This is a genomic window from Metabacillus sp. FJAT-52054, from assembly GCF_037201815.1.
Classification (GTDB): Bacteria; Bacillota; Bacilli; order Bacillales; family Bacillaceae; genus Metabacillus_B; species Metabacillus_B sediminis.
The window spans coordinates 4,085,361-4,100,342 of record NZ_CP147407.1 but is presented as its reverse complement, the minus strand read 5'-3'; the positions used below and the strand labels follow the sequence as shown (position 1 = coordinate 4,100,342).

The following is a 14,982-nucleotide window of genomic DNA, read 5'->3' as shown; positions in this document are numbered from 1 at the left end:
TTCTGCGGAATTTCAATTTGATCGTCTCCATCTTTTTCAGGAGGCTTTGCCGGTGTCTTCGGAATAAAGTCCTCTTCATCCTGATTCAGCGGGATAATGAATTTAACGGCCAGTTCTTCTCCCGTCAATTCATAGATAATATTGGCGATTAAATGCAGATAGCGGCTCTCAAGCCAGTCTCTCGCAAATTCGTTTGGTGCTGTAATCGTCAGTGTGTCCCCCTGAAGAGCATGGGCTTTTGTCGATTTGAGCCACGTATCATAACTGGGTTTGCTGATTTTCTTTTCAATCTCTCCCAGCGCCTTAGTCCATAAATCCGAAATATTTTCCATTAGCTGCTCTGTCCCTCCTTATCCAAGACTCTTTATCTATCTTTATTTATTTTCGGCAACGAAAAAAACAGGTATACTGGCAGCCTTGTACAGAAGTTGTACAAACACTCCGGCACCCTTTGAATATTTATTCATCGATATTGAATTGTTGATAACGATATAATATAGTAGAAAAGCAGGTTTTCAACAAAATGCCCCTTGCTGTGGACAAGCTTACGAACACGATGTTATCAACTTTCCACACGTTATCCACAAACTGTGGATAAGCGAATTCCGGTCATTTCGTTATCAAGAGTGAAAACACAAATATAATATCAAAATAAACCAATTGTTGCAATGGGGGCTAAAACTTATCCACAGAAGAAACAGCCTGTCGAAAAAAATTGTCCACATTCCTGGATTTTGTGAAAAAGATGTCGATAAAGGGTGTGGATAATAAAAAAATGGCGAAAAAGTTGTCCACAGGGCAAGTTTGGCTGGAGATCGCACCTTTAAAAAAAGATTGCCGACTCTATTTTTTTTGGCTATTGACATTTACATGGTAAGGTCTCTATACTTGTAAGGACTGTCTTTAACAGCTATTCCTCAGGGAGGTGCATATAATGAAACGTACTTATCAACCAAATAAACGCAAACACAGCAAAGTACACGGCTTCCGTGCGCGCATGAGCTCTAAAAATGGACGTAAAGTTCTAGCTGCTCGCCGTCGTAAAGGAAGAAAAGTATTATCCGCATAAGCCACTGAACACGTCAGTGGTTTTTTTTTCATTAAAATCGTTTTTAACACCCGAAAATGGGCAACCCTTTAAGGGGGAAGAAAAGAACAGAGAGCAATAAAAGCGGAGTGGAGTCAGCATGAAAAAAAAGAACCGGATCAAAAAAAACGAAGACTTCCAGCAGGTATTTAAAAAAGGCAAATCCATTGCGAATCGGCAATTTGTTATCTATACGCTTCATAGAGCAGAAGAAAAAGAGTTCAGACTTGGATTATCCGTTAGCAAAAAGATAGGAAATGCCGTGACGAGAAACCGGGTAAAACGGCTCGTTAAACAGATTTTTTTGGAAGAGAAAGATTTCCTTTCTACAGGGAAGGACTATATTGTTATCGCCAGGAAACCGGCGGCCGAATTAAATTACGAGGAAGTTCGAAACAGTCTGTTTCACCTATTTAAAAAGGCAAGGCTTTTGACCAAGAAAAAAAATGGTGAAAAATGATGTCATTAAACGTTTGAAAAGAAAAAACAAATTCTAAATAAAAGATGGTAAAATACTCTTGAACCGCCATTAATCACGGATGGATCAGTAAACTCACAGACAATGAATACATTAAAAATAGACATGCTGTTAGGAGGATACAGTTTGAAGAGGCGTATTTGGTTAGTTCTTGGATTAGTTGGTCTAGTAACCCTCTTATCCGGCTGTACGGAAGTCAATCAGCCGATTACGGATAAAAGTACAGGGTTTTGGAATCAGTATATTGTTTACCCTCTATCATGGGTTATTACCTATTTTGCAGATTTGACCGGCGGCGGTGCCGCAACAGCAAACTACGGATTGGCTATTATTATCGTAACCATTCTTATCCGTTTTGCGATCCTGCCTCTGATGATCAAACAGACAAGAAGCTCAAAGGCTATGCAAGCGCTGCAGCCGGAAATGAAACAGCTTCGCGAGAAATACAGCTCTAAAGATCAGCAGACACAGCAAAAGCTTCAGCAGGAAACGATGGCTTTGTTCCAGAAACACGGAGTTAATCCTCTGGCAGGATGCTTCCCGCTGCTTGTCCAAATGCCGATATTGATCGGGTTCTATCATGCGATTATGAGAACGGAAGCCATTAAGGAGCACGCATTCCTATGGTTCGATCTTGGTGATAAAGATCCATTCTATATTTTGCCGGTTGTCGCCGGGATCACGACGTTTATTCAGCAGAAAATTATGATGGCCGGTACAGAAAATCAAAATCCGCAGATGGCTATGATGGTATGGCTGATGCCGATTATGATCGTTATTTTCGCTATTTCATTCCCTGCCGCCCTGTCCTTGTACTGGGTAGTCGGAAATATCTTTATGATTTGCCAATCATTGCTGATTAAAGGTCCTGATTTAAAAGCAAATGCTCAAAAAACTCCTCAAAAAGCAGGAGCTAAAAAGTGATTGAGGCAACAGCTGCCGGTTCAACCGTTGAAGAAGCAACTCAAGCCGCGCTGAAAAAGCTTAATGCGAAAAGAGAAGACGCCGAAATTGAAATCGTGATTGAAGGAAGAAAAGGGTTCCTTGGCTTCGGCAAAAGAGAGGCCGTTGTAAAAGCTGTCTTGAAACCATTGGATCCTTCTCCAGAGGAAGAAATGGTGCAGCCTGAAGAAGTTTTCGCTGAAGCGGAACCTCTTCAGGAAGAGCCGAAGCCCGCGGTTAAAAAGGCAATCAATGAAAAACCTGGTGAGGAAGCTCATGCCTACTTGCTGCAGGTGATCGAACAGATGGGTGTAAAAGCCACTGTAGAGAAGATTCAAAAGGGGCGAAATCTCACCTTCCTGATTGAGGGTGAAGACATCGCTCTTCTGATTGGCAAGAGAGGCCAAACACTGAATTCCCTTCAGTATTTAACTCAGCTTGTCGCCAACCGTCATTCGGATCAGTATTTTCATGTAACGGTGGATGCCGAGTCCTATCGGGAACGCCGTGAAGACATACTTGTCCAGCTTGCGAACAAGCTTGCCAATCAGGCGCTGGCGTCATCAAAGGAAGTGGCCCTTGAGCCAATGCCTTCCTATGAAAGAAAAATCATACACGCTGCGCTTGCACGCAACAAAAAAGTCGTCACCTTTTCCGCAGGAGAAGAACCGAGGCGTCATATAGTCATTGCTCCAAAACGATAACCAGCCCTCAGCGGCTGGTTTTTTATGGGCTTTTTTTCTGAATAGACTCAGTGTTCCGTGGAAGCAATCAATCCCCCGCCCGCTAAACAAAAAAAGTTTGCGGGAAAAGCGTTTGGGAAAAAATCAGATTGCATTCACATTCGCCCAAGTAATTTTATGAACAGCTGACAAAAAACACACGTTAATTCCTGCTGCAAATATTGTTATTCACATGTGGATAAGTTAAAATATAGGGCGAACGATAGATTCTCTGTGAATAACTCCTTCTACCTCCAAACTTCCTTTTACCTGCCGAATATGGTATCTTAAAGTTTTGATGACCTTCTTTTTTATTTAATCACTTTCCCATATAGATAGATTGCATTAGAGTGAGGTGAACGACTTGGAATTCGACACAATTACAGCCATATCCACACCTATGGGTGAAGGAGCAATCGCCATTGTCAGATTGAGCGGTGATGAAGCGGTAGCGATAGCGGACCGTGTTTTTGCAGCGCCTGCAGGAAAAAAGCTTAAGGACGCAGCATCCCACACCATTCATTACGGGCATATCATCGATCCTGAAACAAATGAGGTTGCAGAAGAAGTAATGGTTTCCGTTATGAGAGGCCCGAAAACCTTTACCCGTGAGGACGTAATCGAAATTAACTGCCATGGAGGACTCGTTTCGGTAAATCGGGTTCTTCAGCTTGTGCTGAATAGCGGAGCCCGAATGGCAGAGCCCGGAGAATTTACAAAACGGGCGTTTATGAATGGACGGATTGACCTTTCACAGGCAGAAGCGGTCATGGATCTGATCCGGGCCAAAACGGATAAAGCCATGAACGTAGCACTTGGACAAATGGATGGCCGTCTTTCAAAGCTTGTCAGAAAGCTTCGCCAGGAAATCCTTGAAACACTGGCCCATGTGGAAGTGAATATTGATTATCCTGAGTATGATGATGTGGAAGAAATGACGCATCAGATGCTTGTAGAAAAAGCAACTTATGTCAAGACTGAAATAGAGAAGCTCCTCCAGACTTCAAGTCAGGGAAAAATACTGAGAGAAGGACTGTCCACTGTCATTATCGGGCGTCCGAATGTCGGAAAATCCTCGCTGCTTAACAGTCTGGTTCACGAAAATAAAGCGATTGTTACGGATATCCCCGGAACAACGCGCGATGTGATTGAAGAGTATGTAAATGTAAGAGGCGTTCCTCTGAAGCTTGTAGACACAGCCGGTATCCGTGAGACCGAGGACATCGTTGAACGGATTGGGGTTGAGAGGTCCCGCCAGGTTTTGAAGGAAGCCGATTTAATCCTGCTTGTACTCAATTACAGTGACGAGCTCACATTTGAGGATGAGCAGCTGTTTGAAGCGGTAAAAGGCATGGACGTCATTATTATTATCAATAAAACGGACTTGCCACAAGCGATTGATATGGATAAGGTCAGCCTTCTGGCAAATGGGCGCCCTGTCGTTGCGACATCCCTTAAAGAGGAAGAAGGAATCGATAAACTTGAAGAATCGATTCAATCTCTATTCTTTAAAGGAGACATCCAGTCTGGTGACATGACGTACCTTTCAAACACGAGACATATTGCTCTGATGACTCAGGCAAAGCGATCCATTGAAGAAGCACTCAATGGAATTGATGCCGGAATGCCCGTGGATATGGTTCAAATCGATTTGACGAGAGCGTGGGAGCAGCTTGGAGAAATTATCGGGGACTCTGTACACGAAAGCTTGATTGATCAGCTGTTCTCTCAATTTTGCCTTGGAAAATAAGGCCGGCCTCATCGGTTCAGCCTTCAATAAATTGGATATAGATGAAATAAGCAGCTTTACAACTAAAGGAGGAAACAACATTGGCATACCACGCTGGTGATTATGATGTAATCGTCGTTGGTGCAGGCCACGCAGGTGTTGAGTCCGCTCTCGCATCCGCGAGACTGGGCGCAAAAACGCTCGTTCTTACGATCAACCTTGATATGGTCGCTTTCATGCCCTGCAATCCGTCCGTCGGAGGACCAGCTAAAGGCATCGTTGTACGGGAAATTGATGCGTTAGGCGGCGAAATGGGTAAAAATATTGATAAAACGCATATACAAATGAGAATGCTGAATACCGCTAAAGGTCCTGCTGTAAGGGCACTGCGTGCGCAGGCGGATAAGTTTACGTATCAGCATGAAATGAAAAAAACGATGGAAAACGAACCGAATCTGACCCTCATGCAGGCCATGGTCGACAGCCTGATTATTGAAGACGGCGAATGCCGGGGTGTTATCACCCAAACAGGCGCAGAATACCATTCTAAAACTGTTGTTCTAACAACAGGTACTTTCCTGCGCGGACGCATTATTTTGGGGGATCTTTCCTATTCCAGCGGACCGAATAATCAGCAGCCATCAATTAAGCTTTCCGAGCATTTGCAGGAGCTTGGCTTCGACCTTGTCCGTTTTAAAACAGGTACTCCTCCCCGTGTCAACAGCAAAAGCATTGATTACAGCAAAACGGAAATCCAGCCAGGCGACGAGGAGCCCCGGGCATTTTCCTATGAAACAACCAAATTCATTACAGATCAGCTTCCATGCTGGCTAACCTATACAAGTGCAGAAACACATCAGATTATCGACAGCAACCTGCACCGTTCGCCGATGTATTCCGGTATGATTAAAGGGACAGGCCCCCGTTATTGCCCATCCATTGAGGATAAAGTGGTGCGCTTTAATGATAAGCCGCGCCATCAGATCTTCCTTGAACCGGAAGGCCGCAATACGGAAGAGGTTTATGTGCAGGGCCTCTCTACAAGCTTGCCTGAGGATGTGCAAAAGCAGATTCTCAGCACCATTCCGGGACTTGAAAATGTTCAAATGATGAGACCTGGCTATGCGATTGAGTACGATGCGATCGTACCGACCCAGCTATGGCCGACCCTGGAAACGAAAAAAGTTCCTGGACTTTACACGGCGGGACAAATTAACGGAACCTCCGGCTATGAGGAAGCAGCGGGACAAGGCATTATGGCGGGAATCAACGCCGGTCAAAAAGCGCTTGGCCGCGAAGAAGTCATTCTCAGCCGTTCCGATGCCTATATCGGAGTTCTGATTGACGACCTGGTCACAAAAGGGACGAGTGAACCGTACCGTCTGTTGACATCACGTGCCGAATACCGATTGCTGCTTCGTCATGATAATGCCGATTTGCGCTTGACTGAAACAGGCTATAAAATTGGTTTGATCAGCGACAGCCGCTATCAGACATTCACAGAGAAAAAGGCGGCCATTGAAAAAGAAAAAGTCCGTCTCGCAAAACTGATCCTTAAACCGAATGCCGAAGTTCAGGAACTCATCCGTTCCACGGGCGGAAGCGAGCTGAAGGACGGAATCCGGGCCGGCGATCTTCTGAAAAGACCGGAAATCAACTACAGCCACATTGCGAAGCTTGCACCGGCAGATTCCCCTGTAGACCCTGACGTATCAGAGCAGGTGGAAATTCAGGTTAAATACGAAGGATATATTGATAAATCTCTTCAGCAGGTCGATAAACTTAAAAAGATGGAAAATAAAAAAATCCCTGAGAACATTGACTACGACGCGATAAATGGACTTGCATCCGAAGCGCGCCAGAAACTGAAGGAAGTGCGGCCGCTCTCTATGGCCCAGGCTTCCAGAATTTCCGGTGTGAACCCTGCGGACGTTTCCATCCTGCTCGTTTATATGGAGCAGGGCCGAATCGCGAAAGTCGCAAACGACTAAAGCACAAGAAAGGATTTCGTGATGGACATTTCCTTATTCCAATCTAAGCTTGAGGAGAAAGGCATTTCCCTTTCTCCTGAACAGCTTTCCCAATTTGATACGTACTACCGTCTGCTCGTGGAGTGGAACGAAAAAATGAATCTTACCTCCATTACAGACAAGGAAGAGGTTTATCTGAAGCATTTCTACGATTCAATCAGTGCAGCCTTTCATTTTGATTTTTCAAAGCCGCTTTCCATTTGCGATGTTGGAGCGGGAGCGGGATTTCCAAGCCTGCCGATTAAGATCTGCTTTCCGGAGCTTTCTGTTTCCATTGTCGATTCCTTAAATAAACGGATTACCTTTTTGGAGGAGCTGGCAAAGAGTCTTAAGCTGACCAATGTATCCTTCTATCATGACCGTGCTGAAACGTTCGGCCAAAATAAACAGCACCGTGAAAAGTACGATGTAGTGACAGCACGTGCCGTTGCCCGTTTGTCTGTTTTAAGTGAATTGTGCATGCCTCTCGTAAAAAAAGGCGGGCATTTTGTCGCTTTAAAAGCAGCAGCAGCGGAGGATGAGCTTCAGGCAGGCGAAAAAGCGATTAACGTTCTCGGAGGAAAAACGGAATCAATTCATCAGTTCCAGCTCCCGATTGAAGAGAGCGAACGAAACATCGTCGTGATTAAAAAAATAAAGCCGACTCCTGGTAAATATCCGCGCAAACCCGGAACACCTAACAAGACACCAATCGAATGATACATATTTTTAAAAAGTGCCCAAGCAAGCAGGGGCATGCAGGAATTCCGGCTTAAAAAATAGAATTATAAATTGGTAGTTTCCAAAGGTGGTGTACTCACATGAAGCATCCGTTTTCCCGTTTCTTCGGAATAGGAGAAAAGGAAGAAACAGATCAGACGCTAGAAAATTTGGAGAGTGAAGCAGGAGAGGCAGAAATGGAATCAAGAGAAGAAGTCAAACAAATTCCTGTTCTCGATATTACGCCGAACCGATTTCAGCCCCGTTCCATTTTTTCGGATGAAAAAATAGATGAACTGTCCATGACAATCCGTACGCATGGTATTATCCAGCCGATTGTAGTCCGTCCGGCTGATGGCAAATACGAGCTGATTGCAGGCGAACGAAGATGGAGAGCCGTGCAAAGACTCGGATGGGAAACGATTCCCGCCATCATCAAGGATTTTAATGACAAGGAAACCGCATCAGTTGCGCTTATTGAAAACCTGCAGCGGGAAGAATTGTCCGCAATTGAAGAAGCGCTTGCCTATGCAAAATTGCTCAAACTGCATGAGCTTACTCAAGAGGCCCTTGCCCAAAGGCTAGGAAAAGGCCAGTCTACAGTTGCGAATAAACTGAGACTCTTAAAGCTTCCGGATGAAGTGCAAGAAGCCCTTCTTCAAAAACAGCTTACGGAGCGCCACGCCCGTGCGCTTATTCCGCTTAAATTGCCTGAACTGCAGGTGGCTCTTCTGCAGGACATCATAGAAAAACAGCTGAATGTGAAGCAGACCGAAGACCGTGTCGTTAAAATGCTTGAAAAAGATAAACCGAAACCAAAGCCGAAGCGCAAAGCATTCAGCCGCGACACAAGAATTGCCATGAACACGATCAGGCAGTCGCTCACGATGGTTGCGGATACCGGCGTTCAAATCAATTCGGAAGAAGAGGAATTTGAAGAATACATCCAATTCACCATCAAAATTCCGAAGTAACTCTCTAATCCTGTGATTGGGGAGTTTTTTTTACTACGATAAGAATGTATAAATTTCTACCTAATCATCTTTCTTTGTATAAGTTGATTTGTCCAGCTCCAGCGCCTAGCCCCTCGAGGTCACTTCAGAGAATCCAGCAAAGTCAAAACCGGACTTTGCTGGATTCACTTCCAGTGCTTGTCGGGGCTGTTCAAGGCGCTTGCGCTTTTCTAGACATGTTTTTCAAGATTTTAGAAAAATCCAGAGCGACGGTCACTCATTTTTTGTTAAAATAGAATAATAGCTTTATGCCGCTGATCAGATAAGATGCGACGTCCGGCCTTTGAAAAGGAAGAAGATTATAGAGATGCAGGAGTAGGTGAACCTCGTGGGAAAGATTATTGCCATAACGAATCAAAAAGGCGGAGTCGGCAAAACGACGACCTCCGTAAATCTTGGTGCATGCCTTGCCTATATAGGGAAAAAAGTCCTTTTAGTCGATACAGACCCTCAAGGCAACGCAACGAGCGGAATAGGGATTGAAAAAGCAGATGTCGAGTATTGCATATACGATATTCTCGTTGAAGATAGAGAGGCAGCCGCCGCCATTTGTCCAACAGCCGTAGAAAACCTTCACGTAATACCCGCAACCATTCAGCTGGCAGGAGCGGAAATTGAACTCGTTCCGACTATTTCCCGGGAAGTAAGATTAAAAAGAGCACTCGATAAGGTAAAGCATAACTATGATTATGTCCTGATTGATTGCCCTCCGTCGCTTGGTCTGTTAACCATTAATGCATTAACAGCTGCGGATACAGTCATTATCCCGGTGCAATGTGAATATTACGCCCTTGAAGGACTGAGCCAGCTGCTGAATACCGTCCGGCTCGTTCAAAAGCATTTAAATACGAACCTGATGATCGAAGGTGTCCTGCTGACGATGCTTGATGCCAGGACGAACCTCGGAATTCAGGTTATAGAAGAAGTGAAAAAATATTTCAGGGAAAAAGTGTACCGTACGGTTATTCCAAGAAATGTAAGGCTGAGTGAGGCGCCAAGCCATGGACAGCCGATTATTTTGTATGATGCACGCTCTAGAGGAGCGGAAGTGTACCTGGATCTTGCCAAGGAGGTGGCTGCGAATGCCTAAAGGACTGGGGAAAGGTTTGGAAGCGCTTTTACAGGCGGGCAATGAAGAAATGGTACAGGAATTGAAAGTCAAAGAACTGCGCCCAAACCCCTATCAGCCCCGCAAGACCTTTCAGGAGGATGCGATTGAAGAATTAAAGAATTCAATTCTTCATTATGGAATCCTGCAGCCGATTATTGTCAGGAAATCCATTAAGGGATTTGAAATTGTAGCAGGAGAAAGACGATTCCGCGCGGCCAAGCTCGCCGGACTTGAGACGGTCCCGGCAGTCGTAAGAGAATTGGACGACAAGAAGATGATGGAGCTTGGATTGCTTGAAAATCTGCAGCGGGAGGATCTAACTCCTGTTGAGGAAGCCCAGGCTTATCAATCCCTTTTGGAAGAACTGGATTTAACTCAGGAAGAATTGGCCAGGCGCTTAGGAAAAAGCCGTCCGCATATTGCCAATCATCTCCGTCTGCTGACACTGCCGGCCGCCGTACAGACGATGATCAATGAAGGCCAGCTTTCCATGGGGCATGGACGTACCATTCTCGGATTGAAGAAAAAAGAAAAATACCAATTATTGGCTGAAAAAATAATAAAAGAACAGCTTAACGTCAGACAAACCGAAATTCTCGTTCAGCAGCTGAACGAAAGCGGAGGCAAAGCTCCGGATCCGAAAAAACAGCTGAAACGGGACCTCTTTCTTGCGGAGCGTGAAACCTCCCTTCAAGCCTATTTCGGAACGAAGGTATCTATTAAACAGCAGCACAATAAAGGGAAGATTGAAATTGAATTTACCGATTCAGGAGATTTAGAACGAATTCTCGAACTCCTGGCCATGGAAGAATCCTCCTAACCGTAAAGGCTGGGGGTTTCTTTTTTTCCTGTGCAAAAACATCGATTGGAGCGTTTACTATGGTTTTATTAGGCAGTTTGATTAATGCCCTTGGCATCGCAGCAGGTACACTCATTGGGCTGCTTTTAACAAAAATTCCCGACCGCATTAAGGAAACGGTCATGATTGCGATCGGCTTGTCTGTTTCGATTTTGGGAATTACGATGGCATTTAAAAGCGAGGACTTCTTTTATGTCATTGTCAGCCTGATTGCAGGTGCGGTCATTGGAGAAGTGCTCAATCTCGAGGAGAAGCTTCATGCTGTCGGCAGATGGATTGAAAGAAGAATGGGAAAATCAAAATCCGGAAACATTGCTGAAGGATTTGTCACAGCCACTCTTATATTTGTCATTGGGGCCATGGCGATCGTAGGGGCGCTCGACAGCGGCTTAAGGGGAGACCACAGCGTCCTGATGACAAAGGCGATGATTGACGGGTTTACAAGTGCAGTCCTTGCAAGCACACTTGGAATCGGCGTTCTCTTATCTGCTATTCCTGTACTCCTTTATGAAGGGGCCATTGCACTTTTAGCGGGAGTCATTCAGTCGTCCATCGAAGAAAAGCTTCTATCGTCCCTCATATCGGAAATGACCGCAGCAGGCGGCGTCATGATTCTCGCCATCGGACTGAATATGCTTCAAATCAAAGCAATCCGCGTTGCAAACCTGCTTCCGGCGCTCCCTGTTATCATTCTGCTTGTGACGATTCAGCATTACTTTTTTTAGTTAAATTTGCGAGTGGCGATCTCCTGATCCAAGAGGAACGGACCACATGCCGTTTCTCTGCATCAATCAAACTGTCGGCAATCAGATTCGCCATCGACACAACCAAGTGCAGCCGTGTATTCTGCAGAACGAAAAATTCCATAAATCCGCTCACATTGACGATTCCGGTTAAATGCATGTCCCCGACAGCCGGAAGGTCTTTATTCACTCCAGCCCCGGGCTTAACAGGTCCCGGACCTACCTGAAACGAACCGACGCTTTTCAGTTTCCCGAGACAGGCATCAATCGCAATAATATAAGGATTCCTGTAAGATGCTTGAATAAAGGCAATTGACTCCTCCAGATTCACGGCATGAACGGGATCCTTCAAAGTTCCAAATACATGAAACCGTTCCATCCCCTTCTCAGCAAGCCTTGTGCCCACAATCGGCCCCAGGCTGTCTCCAGTCGAACGGTCTGTTCCGATACATAAAATAACAATTTCCCTGCCAATCATCTTTGGAAGGAGCGTCAGAATACAGGAGGACAGAAGCTCCTGTGCATCCTGATCTTCATAATAAATGCGTTCCGGATCCTTGAAAGATGAAAACAAGCCCGATTTTAGATTCATAGCCGCTGCCCAGCTCCCTTGTACTCAAAGTACTATCAGTATACGGATTACAGGCGGAATCTATACTAGGGGGATGGAACTTTGACACGCCGCCACTTTTTCCTCATCACCCTGTCAAACTTCAGCAAAACTTGCTAAAATAAAGGCTAGTTGAATCTTACCCTTTAAAACGAGATGATGAGATAGACAGGAGTGAATCCTTTGAATGAAAAGGTAAATGCGAAAATACAAGAATACTTATTGAACGAGGACCTTTGGATTGGAATTGGATTCGGGATCCTGAAAATAATTATGATTATTATTGTGGCTGCTCTAATTATTCGGGTTGGTAATATTACGATACAAAAAGTCCTCTCGCTTAGAGGGAAATCCCCTCTTCGAATCTCGGAACGGCGCGAAAATACGCTAGCTAAACTGCTCAGCAACGTTTTAGCGTATGTGGTTTACTTTGCCGCTCTTTTAATGGTTCTCGAAACGATGAGTCTGGATGTCAAAGCTCTTCTTGCCGGAGCGGGAATTGTGGGGCTGGCAGTCGGGTTTGGTGCGCAGAACCTTGTACGCGACATCATCACCGGATTCTTTATTATTTTTGAAGACCAGTTTTCCGTCGGAGATGTGATTCGCGTCGGCGGTTTTGAAGGAACGGTCGAGGAAATCGGACTCAGGACAACAAAAATTAAAAGCTGGACGGGTGAGCTGCACATTTTGCCGAACGGCAGTATTGTGGAAGTGACCAATTTCTCGATTCATAATAGTACGGCGGTCGTCGACATTAACGTGGCATACGAATCGGACATTCAGCATGTGGAAGAAGTCATCCGGGATCTGCTGCGCGTCCTCCCTGCTAAATATGAGGATATGGCGGCTGTACCTGAGCTGCTTGGGGTTCATAATTTCGGGCCGTCTGAAATTACGCTCAGGGTCGTATGCGAAACGGCACCGATGCAGCATTTCTACGTCTCAAGAATGATTCGCAAGGAAATTAAGCTTGTAATGGACGAGCATGGAATCGATATCCCGTTCCCTCGCATCGTAATGTACAACCGGGATGCTAAAGATCCATCCATTGGAAAGGGTGAGCAAAGTGGCGGATAAGGAATTTGATTTAAATGACATCGTCGAAATGAAAAAACCCCATCCCTGCGGAACAAACCGCTGGAAAATCATCCGTCTCGGGATGGACATCCGGATCAAGTGTGAAGGGTGCGCGCACAGTGTCATGATTCCAAGAAGAGAGTTTGCAAGAAAAATGAAAAAGACGCTGGTAAAAGCAGAACCGCCGGCAGAATAACCGAAAAAGGCCGGTTTTTCTTGTGTTTTCCTGATTTCCTTTCTATAATTGGGGTTGGTTTACAAAAGTACGGCCTAACACAGCAAAGCCCGGAAATCGGACTTTGTTTATCATAGAGGAGCTGAACGAAACATGGCTTTAACTGCAGGTATTGTCGGACTTCCGAATGTAGGGAAATCCACTCTTTTTAACGCAATTACACAGGCTGGCGCTGAGTCTGCCAACTATCCTTTCTGTACGATTGACCCGAATGTGGGCATCGTTGAAGTGCCGGACGAGCGTCTTCGTCAATTGACAGAGCTTGTTCAGCCTAAGAAAACCGTTCCAACGGCTTTTGAGTTTACCGATATTGCCGGAATCGTAAAAGGTGCGAGCAAGGGTGAAGGACTAGGAAACAAATTTCTTTCCCACATCCGCCAGGTAGACGCGATTACTCACGTAGTCCGCTGCTTCGAGGATGGAAACATCACGCACGTATCCGGTAAAGTCGATCCAATTGACGACATTGAAACCATCAACCTGGAGCTTGTTCTCGCTGACCTTGAGTCTGTTGATAAGCGTGCTGCCCGAGTTGAAAAGCTTGCTAAGCAAAAGGACAAAGATGCAGTCGCAGAGCACGAAATTCTTTCCAAGCTGAAAGAAGCATTCGAAAACGGCAAGCCAGCCCGCTCGGTTGAGTTCACGGAAGAACAGATGAAGCATGTCAAACAGCTTCACCTGCTCACAAGCAAACCGATTCTTTATGTCGCAAACGTTGCAGAGGATGAAGTAGCCGATTCCTCTAAAAACCCTTACGTTCAAAAAGTAAGAGATTTTGCAGCAAACGAAAACGCAGAAGTGATCGTTGTTTGTGCGAAAATCGAATCTGAAATTGTAGAGCTTGATGCGGAAGAAAAAGAAATGTTCCTAGAAGAGCTTGGCATTGAAGAATCCGGACTGGATCAGCTGATCCGCGCAACTTATCAGCTGCTTGGTCTTGCGACTTACTTTACTGCAGGCGTTCAGGAAGTACGTGCATGGACATTCCGTCTTGGCATGAAAGCTCCACAATGTGCCGGAGTCATCCATACGGATTTCGAACGCGGATTCATCCGTGCCGAAACCGTCCACTACGAAGACCTTCTTGCGGCAGGAACAATGGGTGCAGCCCGTGAAGCCGGAAAAGTCCGTCTTGAAGGAAAAGAATATCTTGTGAAAGACGGAGACGTTATTCACTTCCGTTTTAACGTTTAATTTGAAGGAGAAGGCTCTTGAGGGAGTCTTCTTTTTTTGTGGGATTGGGTGGGACGGACGGTGCTTTCCGGGGTCAGTCCCCAAGAATTTCACCGGACTAAAGCTCTGGCACCCTCTTTGGGAAGCCGTGCAGTATAAGGGCTCGCAGACTATGATCTCTGTCCCCCGATGCGGTGATGTATGACGGGACTGGCACCGTGCCAGTCCCCTGAAATTTCACCGGATTAAAGCTCCGGCACCACCTCTGGAAACCCTTGCGGTATATGAGCTCACAGACTAAGGCCTCTGTCCCCTGATGCGGTGAAGCACAGCGGGTCAGGCGCCTCCAGCAGCAGAGCTGAATTACCACACCCTATCATCAAATTTCGCACCCTCCGCACCCATTTACACCAAAACCGCTCCGCTTCCCCTCAAATTAAAGGAAGCGCCTTGCCAAATCCCAATCCATTTGGT

The 14,982-nt window shown here is 45.6% G+C and carries 16 protein-coding genes; 14 read left to right on the top strand and 2 right to left on the bottom strand.

Going from position 1 to position 14,982, the window contains the following annotated elements:
- Positions 1–332, bottom strand: a 332-nt coding sequence (locus WCV65_RS21045) for a DnaA N-terminal domain-containing protein (protein WP_338779192.1), incomplete at its 3' end; no start/stop codon positions are given.
- Positions 333–934: 602 nt separating this feature from the next.
- Here WCV65_RS21045 and rpmH point away from each other — a divergent pair.
- The 11 genes from rpmH to WCV65_RS20990 all read left to right on the top strand — a co-directional run bounded on the left by rpmH (position 935) and on the right by WCV65_RS20990 (position 11,395).
- Positions 935–1,069 (top strand): 50S ribosomal protein L34, encoded by a 135-nt coding sequence (gene rpmH / locus WCV65_RS21040; RefSeq protein WP_082883743.1) that lies wholly within the window; start codon positions 935–937, stop codon positions 1,067–1,069.
- Positions 1,070–1,187: 118 nt separating this feature from the next.
- Positions 1,188–1,547 carry a ribonuclease P protein component gene (rnpA, locus tag WCV65_RS21035; protein WP_035408467.1) on the top strand — a complete coding sequence of 120 codons (360 nt, stop codon included), beginning with the start codon at positions 1,188–1,190 and terminating at the stop codon, positions 1,545–1,547.
- Positions 1,548–1,670: 123 nt separating this feature from the next.
- Complete coding sequence (gene spoIIIJ / locus WCV65_RS21030) at positions 1,671–2,489, top strand: YidC family membrane integrase SpoIIIJ (protein ID WP_156505875.1); 819 nt, start codon at positions 1,671–1,673, stop codon at positions 2,487–2,489.
- Positions 2,486–3,211, top strand: a complete 726-nt coding sequence (gene jag / locus WCV65_RS21025) for an RNA-binding cell elongation regulator Jag/EloR (RefSeq protein WP_338779188.1) — start codon at positions 2,486–2,488, stop codon at positions 3,209–3,211. Before spoIIIJ ends, jag begins: the two co-directional genes overlap by 4 nt.
- A gap of 382 nt (positions 3,212–3,593) precedes the next feature.
- Positions 3,594–4,979, top strand: a complete 1,386-nt coding sequence (gene mnmE, locus WCV65_RS21020; RefSeq protein WP_035408472.1) for a tRNA uridine-5-carboxymethylaminomethyl(34) synthesis GTPase MnmE — start codon at positions 3,594–3,596, stop codon at positions 4,977–4,979.
- An 80-nt stretch (positions 4,980–5,059) separates the two neighbouring features.
- Positions 5,060–6,949, top strand: a complete 1,890-nt coding sequence (gene mnmG / locus WCV65_RS21015; protein WP_035408474.1) for a tRNA uridine-5-carboxymethylaminomethyl(34) synthesis enzyme MnmG — start codon at positions 5,060–5,062, stop codon at positions 6,947–6,949.
- 21 nt (positions 6,950–6,970) lie between these two features.
- A complete protein-coding gene (gene rsmG / locus WCV65_RS21010) occupies positions 6,971–7,687 on the top strand; it encodes a 16S rRNA (guanine(527)-N(7))-methyltransferase RsmG (protein WP_035408476.1) in 717 nt (238 codons plus the stop codon).
- Between the two features lie 101 nt (positions 7,688–7,788).
- A complete protein-coding gene (noc, locus tag WCV65_RS21005; RefSeq protein WP_338779184.1) occupies positions 7,789–8,661 on the top strand; it encodes a nucleoid occlusion protein in 873 nt (290 codons plus the stop codon).
- Positions 8,662–9,028: 367 nt separating this feature from the next.
- Positions 9,029–9,790, top strand: a complete 762-nt coding sequence (locus WCV65_RS21000) for an AAA family ATPase (RefSeq protein WP_035408480.1) — start codon at positions 9,029–9,031, stop codon at positions 9,788–9,790.
- On the top strand, positions 9,783–10,631 hold the full coding sequence (locus tag WCV65_RS20995; RefSeq protein WP_338779182.1) for a ParB/RepB/Spo0J family partition protein: 849 nt from the start codon (positions 9,783–9,785) through the stop codon (positions 10,629–10,631). Before WCV65_RS21000 ends, WCV65_RS20995 begins: the two co-directional genes overlap by 8 nt.
- A gap of 59 nt (positions 10,632–10,690) precedes the next feature.
- Positions 10,691–11,395, top strand: a complete 705-nt coding sequence (locus WCV65_RS20990; protein ID WP_035408484.1) for a DUF554 domain-containing protein — start codon at positions 10,691–10,693, stop codon at positions 11,393–11,395.
- Here the strand turns inward: WCV65_RS20990 and yyaC are convergent.
- A complete protein-coding gene (yyaC, locus tag WCV65_RS20985) occupies positions 11,358–12,005 on the bottom strand; it encodes a spore protease YyaC (RefSeq protein ID WP_066098970.1) in 648 nt (215 codons plus the stop codon). The two genes, WCV65_RS20990 and yyaC, sit on opposite strands and share 38 nt — an antisense overlap.
- Positions 12,006–12,197: 192 nt before the next feature.
- Here yyaC and WCV65_RS20980 point away from each other — a divergent pair, with 192 nt between their 5' ends.
- The 3 genes from WCV65_RS20980 (at position 12,198) to ychF (ending at position 14,529) form a co-directional block, all read left to right on the top strand.
- Positions 12,198–13,100 (top strand): mechanosensitive ion channel family protein, encoded by a 903-nt coding sequence (locus WCV65_RS20980; RefSeq protein ID WP_338779177.1) that lies wholly within the window; start codon positions 12,198–12,200, stop codon positions 13,098–13,100.
- Entirely contained in the window at positions 13,090–13,296 is a 207-nt protein-coding gene (locus tag WCV65_RS20975) for a DUF951 domain-containing protein (RefSeq protein ID WP_338779176.1), read from the top strand. The genes WCV65_RS20980 and WCV65_RS20975 overlap by 11 nt, the downstream gene beginning before the upstream one ends.
- 132 nt (positions 13,297–13,428) lie before the next feature.
- Positions 13,429–14,529, top strand: coding sequence for a redox-regulated ATPase YchF (ychF, locus tag WCV65_RS20970; RefSeq protein ID WP_338779175.1), 1,101 nt, complete (start codon positions 13,429–13,431; stop codon positions 14,527–14,529).
- The last annotated feature ends 453 nt before the right edge of the window (positions 14,530–14,982 follow it).

Bases quoted from the DNA above. Each gene is read 5' to 3' on its own strand.
- WCV65_RS20990 (WP_035408484.1), top strand. From the start codon at position 10,691: ATGGTTTTATTAGGCAGTTTGATTAATGCCCTTGGCATCGCAGCAGGT.
- ychF (WP_338779175.1), top strand. From the start codon at position 13,429: ATGGCTTTAACTGCAGGTATTGTCGGACTTCCGAATGTAGGGAAATCC.
- WCV65_RS20995 (WP_338779182.1), top strand. From the start codon at position 9,783: ATGCCTAAAGGACTGGGGAAAGGTTTGGAAGCGCTTTTACAGGCGGGC.
- rnpA (WP_035408467.1), top strand. From the start codon at position 1,188: ATGAAAAAAAAGAACCGGATCAAAAAAAACGAAGACTTCCAGCAGGTA.
- spoIIIJ (WP_156505875.1), top strand. From the start codon at position 1,671: ATGCTGTTAGGAGGATACAGTTTGAAGAGGCGTATTTGGTTAGTTCTT.
- noc (WP_338779184.1), top strand. From the start codon at position 7,789: ATGAAGCATCCGTTTTCCCGTTTCTTCGGAATAGGAGAAAAGGAAGAA.
- rpmH (WP_082883743.1), top strand. From the start codon at position 935: ATGAAACGTACTTATCAACCAAATAAACGCAAACACAGCAAAGTACAC.
- rsmG (WP_035408476.1), top strand. From the start codon at position 6,971: ATGGACATTTCCTTATTCCAATCTAAGCTTGAGGAGAAAGGCATTTCC.
- yyaC (WP_066098970.1), bottom strand. From the start codon at position 12,005: ATGAATCTAAAATCGGGCTTGTTTTCATCTTTCAAGGATCCGGAACGC.